This is a genomic window from Paraglaciecola sp. MB-3u-78, from assembly GCF_002835935.1.
Classification (GTDB): Bacteria; Pseudomonadota; Gammaproteobacteria; order Enterobacterales; family Alteromonadaceae; genus Paraglaciecola.
This window is the reverse complement of record NZ_PJCF01000004.1, coordinates 790,113-807,545: the sequence shown is the minus strand read 5'-3', so window position 1 is coordinate 807,545 and position 17,433 is coordinate 790,113. Positions and strand designations below refer to the sequence as shown.

Below are 17,433 nucleotides of genomic sequence, written 5' to 3'. Positions count from 1 at the left end.
TTACAAATTTTCCTACTACTAATAAGTTAAAAAAGAATGGGTAAACATATGACGGTTGCAGATAACCAACATTCAGTTCTACTTGAAAATGTCTATAAATTGATTAATAAAAAAGTCGCTTCTGATCGGGTTGAACAAGTTACAAATTTTTCCAAAATACTCTTCAAAAACATTGCACATGATGATTTAGATAACCGAACTGAGGATAACCTTTACGGTGCAACCTTGAGTTTGTGGAATCAGTTTGTGGATTATCAAGGCGATGCACCTTTTATTCGCGCTTTTAATCCCGCCATTAGTAAACACGGATGGCAATCAACTCATACTATAGTAGAAATTATTGTCACTGATATGCCATTTTTAGTGGATTCAGTTCGAATGGCACTGAATAAAATGGGCATAACGGCACACTTGTTATTGCATTGTCCTATTGGACTGAAGCGTGATGATCAACACACATTAGTTTCCTTTGAAAGTAGTAGCAGTAAAAACAAAGAGGTTATCAGACAAACCGTTGTTCTGATTGAAGTAGACAGACAAACATCAAAACTTGCTTTAGAGCAACTCACAGATGAGCTGATGTCAGTCGTTAACGATGTGTCTATGGCGGTGCAAGATTGGCAACCCATGCGAGCTAGGTTAAGAGATATTATTGAGGAATTCAAAACTAGTCAGTGTCCAATATCTGAAGTGCAGAAAAAACAAACTGAAAACTTTTTAGCATGGCTTAACGATCACAATTTCACCTTAATGGGATACCGTTCTTATAGCGCTAAGGCTATAAAAGGTGATTACCGCTGGGTCGCCGATAATGATTCTAGTTTAGGCCTGATGAAAAACTCAAAGACTAATCGTGACCGAGTATTGTCAAATATTCCGCCTTCGGCTAGAGAAGAAGCACTGAGTCATAACCCATTGATGCTGACAAAAACCAATTCACGCTCTAGGGTTCATCGTCCCGCCTATTTAGATTATGTTGGCATTAAACGTTTTGATGATGAAGGTAAGGTCATTGGAGAAGATAGGTTTATTGGTCTTTACTCAGCTTCATTTTATAATAGTAGTGCTACACAATTGCCTGTGCTTCAGGAAAAAATCAACGAAATATCTAAATTGTCTGGTTTTGATCCTGGCTCACATGGGCATAAAGCTTTTTTGAATATAATTGAAACCTATCCTCGAGACGAATTACTTCAAGGCAGCGTTAAAGAACTCGCAAAAATTGTATTGGGTATTTTTCAAATGCAAGAGCGTGGGATCTCTAGGCTGTTTCCACGTAAAGATGTATTTGGCCGTTTTATTTCTTGTATGGTGTTTGTACCCAGAGAGCGTTATAACACCCAGTTACGAAAAGATACTCAGGTACTACTAAAACAATCTTTCGCCAGCGAAGAAGATGTTGAATTTACCACTTATTTTTCAGAATCTGTCTATGCGAGAACCCATTACATTGTCAGAGTGAAAAATAATAATGCGGAATATAATGTGAAGGATATCGAGAAAAACATCATCGAATTAAATAGAAGCTGGGATGACAGATTAGCCAGTACTATTCGCTCTAATCATGGTGAGGCAAAAGGCAAAAAACTTGAACAGCGTTATGTCAATGCTTTTCCAAGCAGTTACAAAGAGTACAATTTGCCCAGTGCTGCATTAGTTGATATCGAAAAACTTGAGTTGCTTAATACAGAACATACTTTAGATATGTTGTTCTACCGACCTCAAGAAGAAGGGCCAGAAAGTAAAGCGGTTAGGTTGAAACTGTTTCACGGGAATGAACCCATCCATTTGTCAGCTGTATTGCCTATGCTTGAAAACTTTGGTTTACGAGTCATAGATGAAAGTCCCTTTAAAATCAGCCATAATGAAGAGCAAGTTAATTGGATCATGGATTTCTCAATGTTGCATAACACCAGCAATGACATGGATATGGGGCAGGCTCAGATGTTATTCCAAACAGCATTTTCAGAAGTTTGGTATAACGCCTTAGAAGATGACCCGTTTAATCGTTTAGTATTGGGTGCAGGATTAACGGGTAGAAATGTGACTATTTTACGTTCCTACGCAAAATATATGCGTCAAATCGGCGGTTCTTTTAGCCGTGACTACATTGCAAATACCCTTGCAAACTATCCCAAAATCGCAACTTTACTGGTTCAATTATTTCATCAAAAGTTTGACCCTAAAACTAAGGGTACTAGCAAAGTTGAAGAAACAATGCTCAACACTATTAAAGAACAATTAGAGAACGTATCTAATTTAGATGATGACAGGATTATCCGTCGTTATCTGGATTTGATTTTGGCGACTTTGCGTACCAACTTTTATCAAAAAGATGAACTGGGCAATCAAAAACCTTATGTTTCATACAAAATGTTGCCTGAACTTATTCCTGAGATGCCATTACCTAGACCTAAGTTTGAAATTTTTGTGTACTCACCGCGTATTGAAGGTGTGCATTTAAGAGGCGGAAAGGTAGCACGAGGTGGGTTACGTTGGTCAGACCGACAAGAAGATTTCAGGACAGAAATATTAGGCTTAGTAAAAGCACAACAAGTTAAAAATACTGTGATTGTGCCAGTAGGCGCTAAAGGCGGGTTTGTTTGTAAAAACTTACCTATGGATCAGGGCCGTGAAGCTTTCCAAAAAGAAGGCCAAGAGTGCTACAAAATATTTATCCGTAGTTTACTGGATATCACCGATAACATAGTTGAAGGCAAAGTGGTGCATCCAAAAGATGTTGTCAGACTAGATGAAGATGACGCTTATTTGGTTGTTGCAGCAGATAAGGGAACGGCTACCTTCTCTGATATTGCGAATGGTATCTCAGACGAGTTTAATTTTTGGTTAGGTGATGCGTTTGCTTCAGGTGGCAGCATTGGTTACGACCATAAAAAAATGGGCATTACCGCAAAGGGAGCATGGGAGTCTGTTAAGCGTCATTTCAGAGAAATGGGTAAAGATTGTCAGACCACTGATTTTACTTGTGTTGCAATAGGCGACATGGCGGGTGATGTATTTGGTAACGGTATGTTGTTATCTACTCATACTAAATTAATCTGTGCTTTTAACCACTTACATATCTTTTTTGACCCTAGCCCAAATATTGAGACTACATATAAAGAAAGGCAACGGTTATTTGAAAATCCTTCACTGAGTTGGGACGATTATGACAGAAAGCTTATTTCTAAAGGTGGTGATATTTTCAGTCGTTCCGCTAAGTCGATTAAACTGACCACAGAAATGAAAAAGTGGCTGGGGACTAAACAACAAAACATGACACCCAATGAACTTATTCATAACGTATTAAAAATGCCAGTTGACCTACTTTGGAATGGTGGCATTGGTACCTACGTTAAAAGTATTAAAGAGAACCACACCCAAGTTGGTGATCGTGCTAATGACGATGTGCGGGTAAATGGTAACCAGTTACAAGCCAAAATAATCGGTGAAGGTGGAAATTTAGGGGCGACTCAGCTTGGACGAATAGAATTTGCTAGAAATGGCGGCAAAGTAAACACTGACTTTATTGATAATGTGGGTGGTGTGGATTGTTCAGATAATGAAGTTAATATCAAAATTCTGCTTAACTCTTTAGTTAATGCTGGTGATTTAACCATTAAACAGCGTAACAATATATTGTATGAAATGACGGATGAAGTAGGCGAATTGGTTATCCAAGATTGTTACCGTCAAACAGAGTCCATATCAATATCTGAGTTAGGCGGAGTAAACCAACTTAGAGAGCAGTTACGTTTTATTCATGGCTTAGAGCGAGAAGGGTACTTAAACAGGGAACTAGAGTTTATCCCTGCTGATGATGAAATTTCTGACCGGCTGGCGAAGTCCACGGGCTTAACACGACCAGAGTTATCAGTTTTGATTGCTTATGGGAAAATGGTCATGAAAGAACAGTTTAATATTGCATCTATAACTGATAATCCATACCACGGAAAGTTATTGATTGAAGCCTTCCCTAAAAAGCTACAAGAAAATTTCTCTGCCCAGATGCAACAGCACCCCCTTAGAAGCGAAATCATCGCCACAAAATTAACCAATAATATCATTAATGATATGGGCATGAATTATGTCTTTAGAATACAAGAAGAAACCGGGGCTGGTGTTGATGAGATAGCCACTGCTTATTCTGTGGTGAAAGGCATTTTTGGAATGCAAAGCTTATGGCATGAGGTTGAAGACTTAGATAATAAAGTATCTTCAGACGTGCAATTGCGCATGCTCGAAAGTATGCGAAGAACATTGCGTCGTGCCTCTCGCTGGTATCTACGTCATTGTAGTAAAACTCTTAGTATTCAAGATTCGATTGATAGTTATCGTTCTACTTTTGAGGATTTATTCGTCAATATTCAGGATTATTTAGTAGAAAGTGAATATCAACAACTTGAAAGCGCGTGTCTTGAGCTGACCAATGCCGGCGTGCCAGACTCAATCGCTTACAGAGTTTCATCTCTTAGTAATATGTTCCCATGTATGGACTTAACTCAAGTGGCTGAAACTGACAAACGAGATATAAAACTGGTATCTAATTTGTACTTTAAGTTAGGTTCAAAGCTTGAATTACATTGGTTCTTGGCACAAATAGATAGTCAAGCAGTGAGTAATCATTGGCAAGCATTGGCACGAGCTTCATATCGTGAAGAGCTTGATTGGCAACAAAGATCGATTACGTCAGTATTGTTAGCATCCGATCCAAAGAATAAAGATGCAGAATCAATTCTAAATAATTGGATGCACAATAACCAAGTGTTACTCGATCGCTGGTATCATATGATGTCTGAATTTAAAACCAGTAGTACCCATGAGTTTGCTAAGTTTTCAGTTGCCCTTAGGGAGTTAATGCTGCTGAGCATCAACGCCAATAACTGATAATAGGGCCTATTTATTTAAGCCCTTTACATTTAACAACGCCCTGGTTTTCGTTAATACGTGCCAGGGCTTTTTTATGATTAAAGAGAAATTATGTATTCCATTATCCAAAAATTATTGTTTACCCAAGATGCCGAGTGGAGCCATGACTTCACAATTAATTGGCTTAAACGTACTCAGAACAATCTATTAAATTGTGTATATAAACAAAATTTAACTGATAAACCAGTGCAAGTGTTTGGATTAACCTTTAAAAATCCCCTGGGACTAGCTGCAGGTTTAGATAAAAACGGAGAGTGCATTGATGCTTTTGCCGCTATGGGTTTTGGTTTTATTGAAATTGGCACCGTCACACCTAAACCACAACCGGGCAATGACAAACCCAGAATGTATCGTTTACCTCAAGGTCAGGCCATTATTAACCGTATGGGATTTAATAATAAGGGGGTGGATAACCTGATTGAAAACGTCAAAAAGGCAAAATATACAGGTATTCTAGGTATCAATATTGGTAAAAATAAAGATACTTTGGAAGAGCAGGCGTTGCATGACTACCTCATTTGTCTGCGTAAAGTCTACAACTATGCGAGTTATGTCACCGTCAATATCTCTTCACCCAACACGCCAGGATTACGGAATTTGCAACACGGCAAAGCCTTAGATGAGCTGTTAATTGGTATTAAGAATGAACAAAAGTTATTGCAAATTCAGTACGCTAAATATGTACCGATCCTCGTTAAGATCGCACCTGATCTAACGGAGCAGGAAATTGTCGACATGTCTAATTCTTTGATCAATGCCAAGATCGATGGTGTGATCGCAACCAACACCACTTTAGATAGAAAAGAAGTGTTAGGACAAGAATATGCAGAGGAAATGGGTGGTCTAAGCGGCGCAGTGTTATCAGCTAAGAGTCAGGCTGTATCTGAGAAGCTTGTCGAAGTGATAGCAGGGAGAATACCGGTTATAGGGGTAGGGGGCATTCACTCCGCGAAGTCTGCAAAGGCACGGATCGAGGCCGGATCAACATTGATCCAACTGTATACGTCATTGATCTACCAGGGGCCAAAAGTGATCAAGGAGATCGTTGATGCTATATAATGATCCTGCATTGATCTGGTTCTTTTAGACTAATTAAAATGGTAATAAATCACCCAAAGGCTAAAAACATATGGTATTTTTTAACTGTTATTAACTACAGAGATTGTTCAGTTTTATGCTCCATCCCATGTCAGATTGGTATTGGTTTTCTGAAAATAGTCAACTGATGTTGTCTATGGGAGAAGAGTGGCAGTGTACAACTGCGTATGGACAAAAACAGATTATAGATTTACCAACGTCGGATCAGTTGTTCAATTTATCTGACACGGAATGTTATCTAACATTTGCTGATCACTTGCTTGCTAGTGGCGGGCAATTTTCAGATGCGCAACTCACACACATTTTAATTAATGCCACGGCAGCGACAATGTTCCATAAGCCTGTGTCACCCAAAAGTTGGTTTTTAGATGAGGTTGAGCCTTTTGGTTTTCATCACAGGTTAGCCAGAGTTGTTAATCAATTTAATTCTGGCGTTGTATTGGTTTTGACTGATGAACAATCTCTTGCAACTTGTATGCTGATATCGTCGAAACTACAACTTAATGAAAACAAATTCTTAAAACAGTTTGATTTAATTAAGCTAGCAAAAACTCGACTTGAACCTTTATTATCTGAAATCAGCTCCCAACTTAGCGCATAACTTTTAATAGATACCTTTACACCACGATAATTAATTCAAATAGTTCGCTTCTTTTAAATGTCGATTAAACATGCGCTTAGTCGACATTTACCGTATAATCGCGGCCGTTTTAATCTATGAGTATCTTGAGCCACACTATGACCGACAACACGTTCGAATTTTTAATCACTACGTCTAAGGGCTTAGACGGACTGCTTTTAGAAGAAATAGCAGAGATATGCCCAGACGTGGCAGTAAAATCAAAACCCGGACAAGTGTTGTTTAGCGGCGAACTCGCTGACGCGTATAAAGTCTGTATTTGGTCGCGTTTGGCAAACCGAGTGTTAGTTAAGCTTGCCGAAGGCGAAGTCAATACTGCAGACGATGTATACAAAGTCACTGATCAAGCAAACTGGCCAACACATTTTGGCGTAGACGATACCTTTATGGTGGACTTTACCGGTACCAACCAAAGCATTAATAATACTCAGTTTGGCGGTTTGCGAGTAAAAGATGCCATAGTTGATCAATTTTCAACCTTTTTCGATGTTCGTCCTTCAGTCAGTAAAGTCTCTCCAAATATTAGAATTCAAGCCCGCATGTGGCGAAGCATTTTGGGTGTTTATATTGATATAACAGGTCAAAGCTTACATCAAAGACATTATCGGTCTAAAACGGGCATAGCCCCAGTGAAAGAACATTTAGCCTGTGCCATGCTTATTAGAAGCGGGTGGCCCAAGAATAAGCAATTACCATTGATAGATCCCATGTGTGGTTCTGGCACCATTGCGATAGAAGCGGCGATGATGGCAACAAATATAGCACCAGGCTTAAAACGCGAGTCCTGGGGATTTGATGCATGGAAACAGCATGACAAATCTAGCTGGGACAATCTAATCCAAGCAGCAGAGCAGGCTAGACGGCCTCATAACGGCGTTATTTGGGCCAATGATATTGAAAGCTCGATAATCTCTGTTGCCAGAGAAAATGCAGAATCAGCAGGTGTTGCTAACTTAATTAAATTTACCCAACAGGATGCATGTAGCTTACCATCGACAGATTTACCTAGCGGTTACATGGTAAGTAACCCTCCTTATGGTGAAAGGTTAAGTGAAACCACTTCACTTATCCCCATTTTCCAAAAATGGGGCAGTTGGTTAAAACAAGAATTTAAGAGCTGGCATCTGTCGTTATTAACATCTGACCGTGACTTGTTACGCCAAATGAAATTAGCGGCCAAAAAAGAATACAAATTAATGAACGGTAAATTGGAATGTTTATTAGTTAACTATGAATTAGATGAAAAAAACTGCCAAGTTAGAGAAAATAAAACAGTTAATACTGACTTTTCTAATCGTTTAGGTAAAAACTTGGTGAAAACCAATAAATGGTTAAAAAATCAAAATACTAATTGTTATCGTATTTATGACGCCGATTTACCTGAATACAATGTAGCAGTGGACAGATATGCTGATTACTTAGTGGTACAAGAATATTCAGCACCTAAAGACGTTCCTGAACAAAAAGCGAAAAGACGCGTACAGGAAGTCATGGTGGCTTTACCACAAGTCACAGGTATTGATCCCAATAAGATTGTTCTTAAAGTCAGAGAACAACAAAAAGGTACAAACCAATACCAAAAAGTGTCGCAACGAAAAGAAACGATTGAAGTGTTTGAAAACGGTGCAAAGTTTCAGGTCAATTTATATGACTATTTAGATACTGGGTTATTTTTAGACCATAGAGTGACACGTCAATTATTCCAACAGAAATCCAAAGGCAAAGACGTACTTAACTTGTTTGCCTACACGGGCAGTTTTTCTGTTCATGCCGCTTTAGGTGGTGCAAAATCTGTTACCACAGTCGATATGTCTAATACCTATATTGATTGGGCAAAAGAGAATTTCAAGATTAATAAGTTAACTGGCGCTTATGAATTTATTCAAGCCGACTGTTTAACTTGGCTAAACCGTCATAACGGTAAATACGATTTAATGTTTATTGATCCCCCGTCTTTTTCCAACTCAAAACGAATGGAAGGAACATGGGATGTACAAAGAGACCATATAGCATTAATTACAGATGCAGTAACTTGCCTCAATTCTGGCGGCGAGATTTTGTTTTCAAACAACTTACGACAGTTTAAGTTAGACGAGGTTGCACTGGTTGAGTTAGGACTGAGCATTAAAGATATTTCGAAGCAAACCTTGCCCGAAGATTTTCTGCGTAATCCTAAAATCCATCATTGTTGGTCTCTAGTTAAAAAGTAGGGCGTGTTAAGTTATATGGGTTTAATTTTATATACAGGTCAAGGTTGTAGCCTTTGTGATCAAGCCGAGACTTTACTTGAAGAAGTAGATAAAAGTGCGGCCTCCATGCTTAAAAAAGTGGATGTGCGTGCTAATTCTGATTTGTACCATTTATATGGTGCCCGAATTCCGGTTTTATATCGCGAAGACATACATAGTGAATTGCCTTGGCCATTCGATTTTTTTCAATTAGGTGAGTTTTTACGTTGAGTTTATTGCAGTTAAAAAATGCCAGTATTATCCTTGGTCATCCCCCTTTATTAAATGGTATTGAACTAGTCATTCATCCCGGTGAAAGATTATGTTTAGTTGGCCGCAATGGTTGCGGTAAGTCTACTCTGCTTAAAGTGATTGAAGCAGATATCAAACTAGACGACGGACAACGTTTGGTAAACAAAGAAGTGAAAATTTCACGCTTGCCACAAGACCCTCCAGCAAGTGTGCAATGTAGCTTGTTTGACTATGTAGCAGAAGGGTTGGCAGAGGTAGGTGAGTATCTGAAAGGGTATTTTCATACGGCTGATTTGGTCGCTGAAGACCCGTCTGATGCTAATATGGCAAAGTTGGAGTTCTTTCAACAGCAACTTGATCATCACAATGGCTGGCAGCTTGAACAACGTATTCAGCAAGTATTGACTAAGCTTCAGCTCGATCCTAACCAACAACTCAGTAATTTATCTGGTGGTTGGAGAAGAAAAGCCGCATTAGCCAAAGCCATGGCAAGTGAGCCAGATATTCTTTTATTAGATGAGCCTACCAACCACCTTGATATTGAAATGATCAAGTGGCTTGAAGATGCCATCATCGGTTATGCTGGAGCCGTGGTGTTTGTTAGCCATGACAGGGCATTTATTCGAAAAGTAGCCAGTCGTATAATCGATTTAGACCGTGGGAATTTGGTGAGTTATCCGGGTAATTATCAGGCCTACCTTGATCAAAAAGCCCATGATTTAGAAGTTGAAGAAACACAGAATGCGCTGTTTGATAAGAAACTCAGTATTGAAGAAACCTGGATTAGACAAGGCGTTAAAGCCCGTCGAACTAGAAACGAAGGTCGCGTCCGTGCCTTAAAAGCATTAAGAACTGAACGTTCCCAAAGAGCCAACAAGTTAGGTACGGCGAAGGTCAGCGTTAGCGAGTCTAAAAGTTCAGGTAAAATTGTTTTTGAAACAGAAAATTTGCATTACATCATTGCCGATAAACTGATTGTAGAATCACTGACTACCACTATTCAAAGAGGCGAAAAATTAGCCTTAGTCGGTCCAAATGGCTGTGGTAAAAGTACCTTAATTAAGCTGTTATTAGGCCAATTATCTCCAACCTCTGGTGTGGTGAAATCTGGCTCAAAGCTTGAGGTGGCCTATTTTGATCAGCACCGAGACCAGTTAGATGGCGAACTTAAAGTCATTGACGCTATTGCTGATGGAAGACGGGAAGTGACCATTAATGGCAAAACAAAACATGTCATGAGTTATTTACAAGACTACTTGTTTACACCAGAAAGAGTGAATTCTCCCGTTAAGTCGTTATCAGGCGGTGAAAAAAATCGCTTGTTGTTAGCAAAATTAATGTTAAGACCCAGCAATATGCTTATTCTGGATGAGCCGACCAATGACTTAGATGTAGAAACCCTAGAGCTGTTGGAAGATACTATCTGTAATTACCCTGGTACGGTTATTTTGGTTAGCCATGACAGGGAATTTGTTGATAATGTTGTGACATCCAGTTACTTCTTCGAAGGCAATGGCATAGTAAGAGAGTTTGTAGGTGGTTGTACCGATATTAGCGATTGGTACTCACAGCAATTGACACAAAAAATCACACCTGCTGCAACTAAATCACAAACTCAGAGTCCTAAGAGCAGTTTGCCAGAAGTAAAAGGTAAAAAGTTGTCATATAAGTTGCAACTTGAATTAGAATCGTTACCTTTGAAAATTGAAACCCTTGAAACTCAAGTCGAAACTTTGCAAAAATTAGTTAACGCCCCTGACTTTTTTACACAAGAAGCGTCAAAATCAGACCCCATACTTACAGATTTAGCTGACTCAGAACAAAGGCTAAAACAAACGTATGAAAGGTGGGATGAGATTGAAGGTATGTTCTAATAGTAGATAACAAAAAAGAGACATTACAAATTAACATATTAGTAGTAAGTAGGATTAATTATACATGACTAAAACAAGGCTGTACGCCGCATTATCTTTAGCCCTTTTGGTAGCACCTGTTAGCCAAGCAGCTAAGTACAGAGTAGTTGAATTACCTGTAGCTGATAAAGGACAAAGTAGTTTTCCTAGTGCCATCAACGAAGATGGAAATATCACGGTAATTGTCGGTGCACCATCAACGTCGACAACTCGTTTGAGCACTGCATACAATATTCCAATTGATTTAGACTTATTAGATTTTGAATCAGAGACATTAATTAATGGTCTAACTGACGTTGAGTCAGCCAGCAACGGAGACTTCAATAGTACAGATTATGAGTTCCTCCTAGCCTTGATAAGAGCCAGTGACGGCGCACAAAGCGCCCAACAAATTGCCAATACTATTGGCTTTTTAGCCTCGGAAAATGAAACCAACTATATTCCTGGTTTTGATCAACGTTCTACCCCTAATAATGAGTTTTCTATTAGCACCAATATTATACTCAGGGATGTCAACGGTTCAGATTTTACTGTCGGCAGTGGAGAAGGGTTTTATAATAAAGTTGATTATACGTTTGAAAGCGGTGAGGACGTCACTTTTGTAGTACATGAATTCGGTACACGAGGATTTGTTAGTCTTGGTGGAGATACTGTTGTTGGTTTACCCGCACCCGAGACCATGGCAGGCGGCTTTAGTGATGCCTTCGGGATAAATGAGAGTAACCAAGTGGTAGGTTATGGTACTACCTTATTTTTATCTGACACCTTAGAAACGGCCATAACTAACTGTGAAGATGAGGAAATAATAGATGACGGCGATTCAGGTACAGTCGATTTTCCTTTAAGAGGTGACATACCCGTTGAGTCTTGTATTAGTAGTGTTGTAAGCACACTGACGAATGCTGTCACTACTTACGCTCAATTAAGAGGGTTGATTTGGCAATTAGATGGCCAAGGAAATTTGTTAGATACTAAAGTACTAGGATTGCTTTTTGAACCGGAAGCAGATGATACTGCTAATTATAGTAGTCAAGCGTTAGCCATTAACGACAACGGTATTGCCGTAGGCATTTCAAACGGTCAATACACTGAAAATGACGTCACTGTCACTCGAAACTTCGGTGTAATATTCGACGAAGATGAGGTTATTAGTCTCACACCTGATCCAGATAGCGCTGTAGCTCGGTCTTCAAACACTATTAGCTCGGCTGCAGATATCAATAACAACAACTTAGTCGTGGGTTATCAGGTTAAAGCGGTTAATGGCTCAAACAGAACCAAGTTTTTTGTTTACGATATGAACTTAAGCGAGATTACATTTCCTGATGACTTTTTCTTAGGATCCTCGAGTGTTGCTTTAGATATCAATAACAATGATTTAGTTGTCGGTTATGGAGAAGTCGATGCTTCTTTAACTGGGCGTCGAACTGAAGGTTTTTTATATGATCATGAGGCCGAACAGTTTTATGGTGCTCGAGACCTAATCAGTTGTGATTCACCTTATACCATAGTGCAAGCCAACAGTATTAATGACAAAAACGAAATAGCGGCGACTGCTTTATATAAAGGCCCACAAAGAGATTCGAGAGGTGAAGTCATAATCGATTCTACAGGTAATGAAACCATTGTTGACTTAGTTGTTGCTGTCAAATTGGAGCCAATTACAGGTGGTGAAGTAGAAAATTGTGATGCACCTGCTGATGAAATAAATAGAGCTAGACAGGGAGCGAGTGTAAGCTGGATGTTAGCTTTTGGATTTGTACTATTGGGCTGGAGACGCTTTAAAAGTCTGTTTTAAACGGTTCCAAATCGTATTTTCTAACCCGTCTTTAGGCGGGTTTTTTTTGTGCACTGTAAATATGAACTTTTTATTACGAATAAGTTAAAAATCTCGGTTTTATATACAAATTTAGTTTATGGATAAAAAACTCACTTATTCAATTAGTTAAATAATGTCAAATAATAAAAGTGTTAATTACTATTGAACCAAATCCCCGATTCAACTATCTCTATTACGTGGTCATTAACCACGAGTCATCAACCACGAGTCATCAACCACAAATAATTAATCATTCAAAAGAGGAAACTCAATGAAGCGACAAAAGAGAGATAAACTTTCAAGAGCACATTCTAAAGGTTACCAAGCAGGCATTACCGGCCGCTCAAAAGAGCATTGCCCGTTTCAGTCAATCAATATACGATCTGAATGGTTAGGTGGATGGCGAGAAGCTTTAGGGGATAGAAGTATAGGACTAGTTAGTCGTTAAAACATAAGCCCCATATGGGGCTTTAATTTTTTGTGAGTTAACATGTAGTTAAAAATTACTGGTATCTTGGAACAAACCTACTTTTAAGTCTTTAGCTTCATAAATTATTCTACCGTCAACTGCAACCGTACCGTCACCCAAACCCATAAACAATTTACGTTTAATTACACGTTTTAAATCAATCCGATAGGTTACTTTTTTAGCGGTAGGCAACACTTGCCCTTTAAATTTAACTTCTCCCACACCCAGTGCTCTTCCTTTGCCCGGTCCACCAGACCAACCTAGGAAAAACCCAACTAACTGCCACATAGCATCCAAACCCAGGCAACCAGGCATAACGGGATCACCTGGAAAATGGCATGCGAAGAACCAAAGGTCAGGTGTGATATCAAGCTCTGCCACTATATAACCTTTATCATGGGTACCACCGGTTTCATGAATTTCAACAATGCGATCCATCATCAACATATTTGGCGCGGGTAGTTGGCTATTTCCTGGACCGAATAACTCTCCAGTACTACAAGATAAAAGTTCTTCTTTTGTGAAACTATTTTGTTGATCTGTCATTCTATATACTGCCTAAATAAACTGAGGTGGGTAATTTAGCGAACAGTTGTAAGCTAAACAACTCTGAACAGTGATATATTTCAACTTTTGACTAATTTAAACCTCAACAAATGATTATTAGAACAATATGAGCATAATTAAACGCAGTGCTAACGCAGAGAAACAAAAACGTTTCCGAGATAAACAAAAAGATAAGGGTAAGAAACAAGTAAGAGGATATGTTACTCCACAAGCTATGGATTGTTACAATGAGTTATCTGACAAAACTAAATGGACTGACAGTGAAATGTTATCCAATGCGTTACGCATAACCTATGCAGCCTATAAGTGCGGCCAAATTAAACTTTTAAATGAATGGCTTAAGGATCACGATAAATAATATGAGTCATTTTACAAAGAATGGCATTAGTCGAAGCTATGAGATTGATTTACTCAGAGGTTTAGCGATTGTGTTAATGGTTATTTTCCATTTTGGTTATGACTTAACGGTTTTTGATTGGGCGGATTTTAGTACAGGTAAGGATATCGAATGGAGAATATTCAGAACGATTATTGTGAGTAGTTTTTTGTTGGCTGTGGGCATGAGCAGTTATTTGGCATATCAAAAATCGGTCAATAAAAAGAAACTGACTAAGGCTGTAGGCAAACTATTCGCCGTTTCTGTGTTTATCACTTTAGGGAGTCTTTTTATGAACCCTAATACATGGGTGTATTTTGGTATCATACATTTTATTACCCTAGCATTACCGATTTCAGTGTTATTTGTTCGCATTCCTTATATTGCCTTAGTGATTGGGACAGGATGCATAGTTGGCTATTGGATGGGTATTTTAAACTTATTCCCTATTTGGAAGTGGGGAGTCTTGCATTTGGGCATACCCACACAAACAGTCGACTTAGTGAGTTTTTTTCCTTGGATTGGTGTGGTATTGATTGGTGTGTTTGTGATGTATAAAGAGCTTTTTCACCTAAAAGTTAAGACCAGTGCCGTTTCAAATAATTTGGCTTTTTTAGGTCAACATTCGTTGATTATTTATTTAATACATCAGCCCATTTTATATGGCTTATTTGGTCTGACAAATCTGATTTTAGGACGTTGATCATTAACTTAAACTGCGCAGTGGATGAACTGCCTCATAGACATTTATCCACTGAACCAAAGACTCATTAATGAAGTTTTAACTTAGCCCCGACTATGTTGCTTAACTTTCGGCTCAGTAACACTAATAATCCTTTACGCCAGCCATGCACAGCGAATTGGTGCATGTTGTATAAAGAAATATACACTAACCTTGCAAGACGACCTTCGATAAACATACTGCTATTGCTCAAGCTACCCATCAGGCTGCCGACCGTGCTGTATTTAGTTAAATGCACCAAAGACCCATAGTCGGTGTAGCGGTAATTTTTAAGGGGTTTTGACTTAATTATACATGCTTCTCCACTTTGCTCAGGCATGAACTAAACTGTATATGAAAATAAACAGTTTAAGGGAGTTCGAACATGAACACGCCAGAAGCCAGTTTTTTAACGTGGCAACAGCAATTCAGAACGAATAAAGATTGTCTCCAGTATCTGAAGGAAATGAAGTGGCCTAATGGGTTTATGTGTCCTCAATGTGGTCACGACAATGGGATTGACCTTCACTGCCGAGAATTAACCGAATGCAGCCATTGTCATAAGCAAACATCGGTGATGTCAGGTACTTTATTTCATGGTAGTCATCTACCGTTACTCAAATGGTTTTGGGCACTGTATTTTATAGGCTCAGACAAAGGCAGTATTTCAGCGTTAAGGCTAAGCAAGCTTATTGAAGTGAATTGGAAGACTGCTCGGCTTATGTTAACGAAAGTGAGAGCGGCTATGGGACACAGGGATAGCCTCTACCGATTGTCGGGCACAATAGAGTTAGATGATGCCTTTGTTGGCGGTAAGCACAAAGGCAAGCGTGGTCGTGGAGCAGAAGGGAAAACCCCCATTATCATAGCATGTGAAAACAAGCATAAAAAGGCAGGGTTTATCGCAATGAAAGCGGTTAAAAATGTGAATTTTAAAACAGTAAAAGAATTTGTATCACATCACCTTTTAGCTAATCAGCATGTCAGAACGGATGCTTATCCTGCGTTAAATATTATAGATAAAACACAGCAACATGAGCCAAGAGTCACGCCAAGTGAAAAGGTAGACGAATGGTTGCCTTGGGTTCATATCGCGATAGGTAATTTGAAAACGTTTTTGTTGGGCACGTTTCATGGCGTTACGGGTAATTACTTACAAGAATACTTGAATGAGTTTTGTTATCGGTATAATCGCCGTTTTGTGGAAAAACAAATACCTAATCGATTGTTAAACTTGGCAATTATTCATACTCCTTTAAAATCAACCTGAGTTAAATGGAGAAGCATGTAATTATATTAATTAAATTGGTTGCTGCAACACTGGCCATCTGATGAGCAGATTGTGCGCGGGGAGGGACCCAAGAACCATCATCTTGTTTAAATCCACAACAATCGCCAATCACAAATATTTCATCGCAAACGGTACTCTGTAAACTGGCATTAACTAAAATTTGCTGTGCTCTGTTAGTTTCAAATAAATTTAAGTTTTGAATGAAGTCGGGGGCTTTAACTCCTGCAGCCCAAACTAATAAGTCAGCTTCAATCAATACTTCTTCGTTAGTTATAAATCCTTCTTTTTGAGCCTTGGTTATACGAGTACTTTCCAAGACGTTAATGCCAAGTTTTGTTAATGCGCTCTTTGCTGAGTTTGCAATTTTTTCGGGTAAAGCCGGTAATATGCGATCCCCTGCTTCAATAATAGATATGACGAGGCGCTTTGATGACATTTTGGGCATGCCATAGGAACGCGCTAAATTAGCCACATGATGTAATTGAGCCGCTAATTCTGTACCGGTTGCACCTGCCCCAACAATTGCCACTTTTAAAGTACTGGATAAGTCAGATTGTTGATTAATTCTCAGCAATTGATTTAACAATGCTTTGTGAAAACGTTCAGCTTGAGCCAATGAGTCAAGAAAATAGCTATTATCACTCACACCAGGTGTGTCAAAGTCATTACTCACGCTGCCAATAGCTAATACTAGATAATCATAGTTAATCTCTCTGTTAGGTATCAGAATTTCGTTTTGCTCATCAAGTATCGGATCGAGTTTAATTAGCTTATTTTTATGGTCGATATCACTCATGGTGCCAAGTTGAAATTGATAGTTATGCCGAGCAGCGTGAATACGATAATCCACGCCATCTGAGTTTTTATCAATCACACCGGCCGCCACTTCGTGAAGTAGTGGTTTCCATACATGCGTTGGCTGTCGGTCAACTAATATGATTTCGGCCAAGCCCTTTTTACCTAATGTTCGACTTAAGCGGCTAACGAGTTCTAGTCCACCTGCACCGCCACCTACAATAACGATTTTCTGCATTTTGGTTCCTAAAAGTAATATAAATATAGGGCGTTTGATGGTTGCAAAGATATTAGGTATTGAGGGTATAACAGTATTAAAAATACGGTAACTTCAA

Annotated in this window: 12 protein-coding genes and 2 pseudogenes; 11 read left to right on the top strand and 3 right to left on the bottom strand. The window is 38.9% G+C overall.

All coding sequences use genetic code 11. From position 1 onward, the window contains the following. The first annotated feature begins 48 nt into the window (after nt 1–48). The 8 genes from CXF95_RS10415 to rmf all read left to right on the top strand — a co-directional run bounded on the left by CXF95_RS10415 (nt 49) and on the right by rmf (nt 13,327). Complete coding sequence (locus CXF95_RS10415) at nt 49–4,887, top strand: NAD-glutamate dehydrogenase (protein ID WP_101198776.1); 4,839 nt, start codon at nt 49–51, stop codon at nt 4,885–4,887. Between the two features lie 93 nt (nt 4,888–4,980). Beyond that, nucleotides 4,981–5,988 (top strand): quinone-dependent dihydroorotate dehydrogenase, encoded by a 1,008-nt coding sequence (gene pyrD / locus CXF95_RS10410; protein ID WP_101198584.1) that lies wholly within the window; start codon nt 4,981–4,983, stop codon nt 5,986–5,988. A gap of 115 nt (nt 5,989–6,103) precedes the next feature. Continuing rightward, the gene (locus CXF95_RS10405) at nt 6,104–6,628 is read left to right on the top strand and encodes a cell division protein ZapC domain-containing protein (RefSeq protein ID WP_232787756.1); all 525 of its coding nucleotides are present in this window, start codon (nt 6,104–6,106) and stop codon (nt 6,626–6,628) included. Between the two features lie 137 nt (nt 6,629–6,765). Further along, nucleotides 6,766–8,877 carry a bifunctional 23S rRNA (guanine(2069)-N(7))-methyltransferase RlmK/23S rRNA (guanine(2445)-N(2))-methyltransferase RlmL gene (rlmKL, locus tag CXF95_RS10400; RefSeq protein ID WP_101198582.1) on the top strand — a complete coding sequence of 704 codons (2,112 nt, stop codon included), beginning with the start codon at nt 6,766–6,768 and terminating at the stop codon, nt 8,875–8,877. A 15-nt stretch (nt 8,878–8,892) separates the two neighbouring features. Beyond that, complete coding sequence (locus CXF95_RS10395) at nt 8,893–9,126, top strand: glutaredoxin family protein (protein ID WP_101198581.1); 234 nt, start codon at nt 8,893–8,895, stop codon at nt 9,124–9,126. Then, nucleotides 9,123–11,021 carry an ABC transporter ATP-binding protein gene (locus tag CXF95_RS10390; RefSeq protein ID WP_101198580.1) on the top strand — a complete coding sequence of 633 codons (1,899 nt, stop codon included), beginning with the start codon at nt 9,123–9,125 and terminating at the stop codon, nt 11,019–11,021. The genes CXF95_RS10395 and CXF95_RS10390 overlap by 4 nt, the downstream gene beginning before the upstream one ends. Nucleotides 11,022–11,085: 64 nt before the next feature. Beyond that, a complete protein-coding gene (locus CXF95_RS10385; RefSeq protein WP_101198579.1) occupies nt 11,086–12,858 on the top strand; it encodes a DUF3466 family protein in 1,773 nt (590 codons plus the stop codon). Nucleotides 12,859–13,150: 292 nt separating this feature from the next. Then, entirely contained in the window at nt 13,151–13,327 is a 177-nt protein-coding gene (gene rmf, locus CXF95_RS10380; RefSeq protein ID WP_101198578.1) for a ribosome modulation factor, read from the top strand. 48 nt (nt 13,328–13,375) lie between these two features. Here rmf and fabA read toward each other — a convergent pair whose 3' ends face one another. Next, nucleotides 13,376–13,894, bottom strand: coding sequence for a 3-hydroxyacyl-[acyl-carrier-protein] dehydratase FabA (gene fabA / locus CXF95_RS10375; RefSeq protein WP_101198577.1), 519 nt, complete (start codon nt 13,892–13,894; stop codon nt 13,376–13,378). Nucleotides 13,895–14,021: 127 nt separating this feature from the next. Here fabA and CXF95_RS10370 point away from each other — a divergent pair, with 127 nt between their 5' ends. Both CXF95_RS10370 and CXF95_RS10365 read left to right on the top strand, forming a co-directional pair. Next, nucleotides 14,022–14,273 carry a hypothetical protein gene (locus tag CXF95_RS10370; protein ID WP_101198576.1) on the top strand — a complete coding sequence of 84 codons (252 nt, stop codon included), beginning with the start codon at nt 14,022–14,024 and terminating at the stop codon, nt 14,271–14,273. Nucleotide 14,274: 1 nt separating this feature from the next. Next, on the top strand, nt 14,275–14,994 hold the full coding sequence (locus CXF95_RS10365; RefSeq protein ID WP_101198575.1) for a DUF1624 domain-containing protein: 720 nt from the start codon (nt 14,275–14,277) through the stop codon (nt 14,992–14,994). 67 nt (nt 14,995–15,061) lie between these two features. On the opposite strand, the pseudogene CXF95_RS10360 reads toward CXF95_RS10365, so the two are convergent. Then, a pseudogene (locus CXF95_RS10360) lies at nt 15,062–15,325 on the bottom strand (NAD(P)/FAD-dependent oxidoreductase); the annotation flags it as partial. A 72-nt stretch (nt 15,326–15,397) separates the two neighbouring features. Here CXF95_RS10360 and CXF95_RS10355 point away from each other — a divergent pair. Next, complete coding sequence (locus tag CXF95_RS10355; RefSeq protein WP_101197018.1) at nt 15,398–16,282, top strand: IS1595 family transposase; 885 nt, start codon at nt 15,398–15,400, stop codon at nt 16,280–16,282. A 22-nt stretch (nt 16,283–16,304) separates the two neighbouring features. Here the strand turns inward: CXF95_RS10355 and CXF95_RS10350 are convergent. Then, a pseudogene (locus tag CXF95_RS10350) lies at nt 16,305–17,336 on the bottom strand (NAD(P)/FAD-dependent oxidoreductase); the annotation flags it as partial. Between the last annotated feature and the right edge of the window lie 97 nt (nt 17,337–17,433).

Coding starts and splice junctions, on each gene's coding strand:
- CXF95_RS10405 (WP_232787756.1), top strand. CDS start 6,104: ATGCTCCATCCCATGTCAGATTGGTATTGGTTTTCTGAAAATAGTCAA.
- CXF95_RS10385 (WP_101198579.1), top strand. CDS start 11,086: ATGACTAAAACAAGGCTGTACGCCGCATTATCTTTAGCCCTTTTGGTA.
- pyrD (WP_101198584.1), top strand. CDS start 4,981: ATGTATTCCATTATCCAAAAATTATTGTTTACCCAAGATGCCGAGTGG.
- rlmKL (WP_101198582.1), top strand. CDS start 6,766: ATGACCGACAACACGTTCGAATTTTTAATCACTACGTCTAAGGGCTTA.
- CXF95_RS10355 (WP_101197018.1), top strand. CDS start 15,398: ATGAACACGCCAGAAGCCAGTTTTTTAACGTGGCAACAGCAATTCAGA.
- CXF95_RS10365 (WP_101198575.1), top strand. CDS start 14,275: ATGAGTCATTTTACAAAGAATGGCATTAGTCGAAGCTATGAGATTGAT.
- CXF95_RS10415 (WP_101198776.1), top strand. CDS start 49: ATGACGGTTGCAGATAACCAACATTCAGTTCTACTTGAAAATGTCTAT.
- CXF95_RS10370 (WP_101198576.1), top strand. CDS start 14,022: ATGAGCATAATTAAACGCAGTGCTAACGCAGAGAAACAAAAACGTTTC.
- CXF95_RS10395 (WP_101198581.1), top strand. CDS start 8,893: ATGGGTTTAATTTTATATACAGGTCAAGGTTGTAGCCTTTGTGATCAA.
- fabA (WP_101198577.1), bottom strand. CDS start 13,894: ATGACAGATCAACAAAATAGTTTCACAAAAGAAGAACTTTTATCTTGT.
- rmf (WP_101198578.1), top strand. CDS start 13,151: ATGAAGCGACAAAAGAGAGATAAACTTTCAAGAGCACATTCTAAAGGT.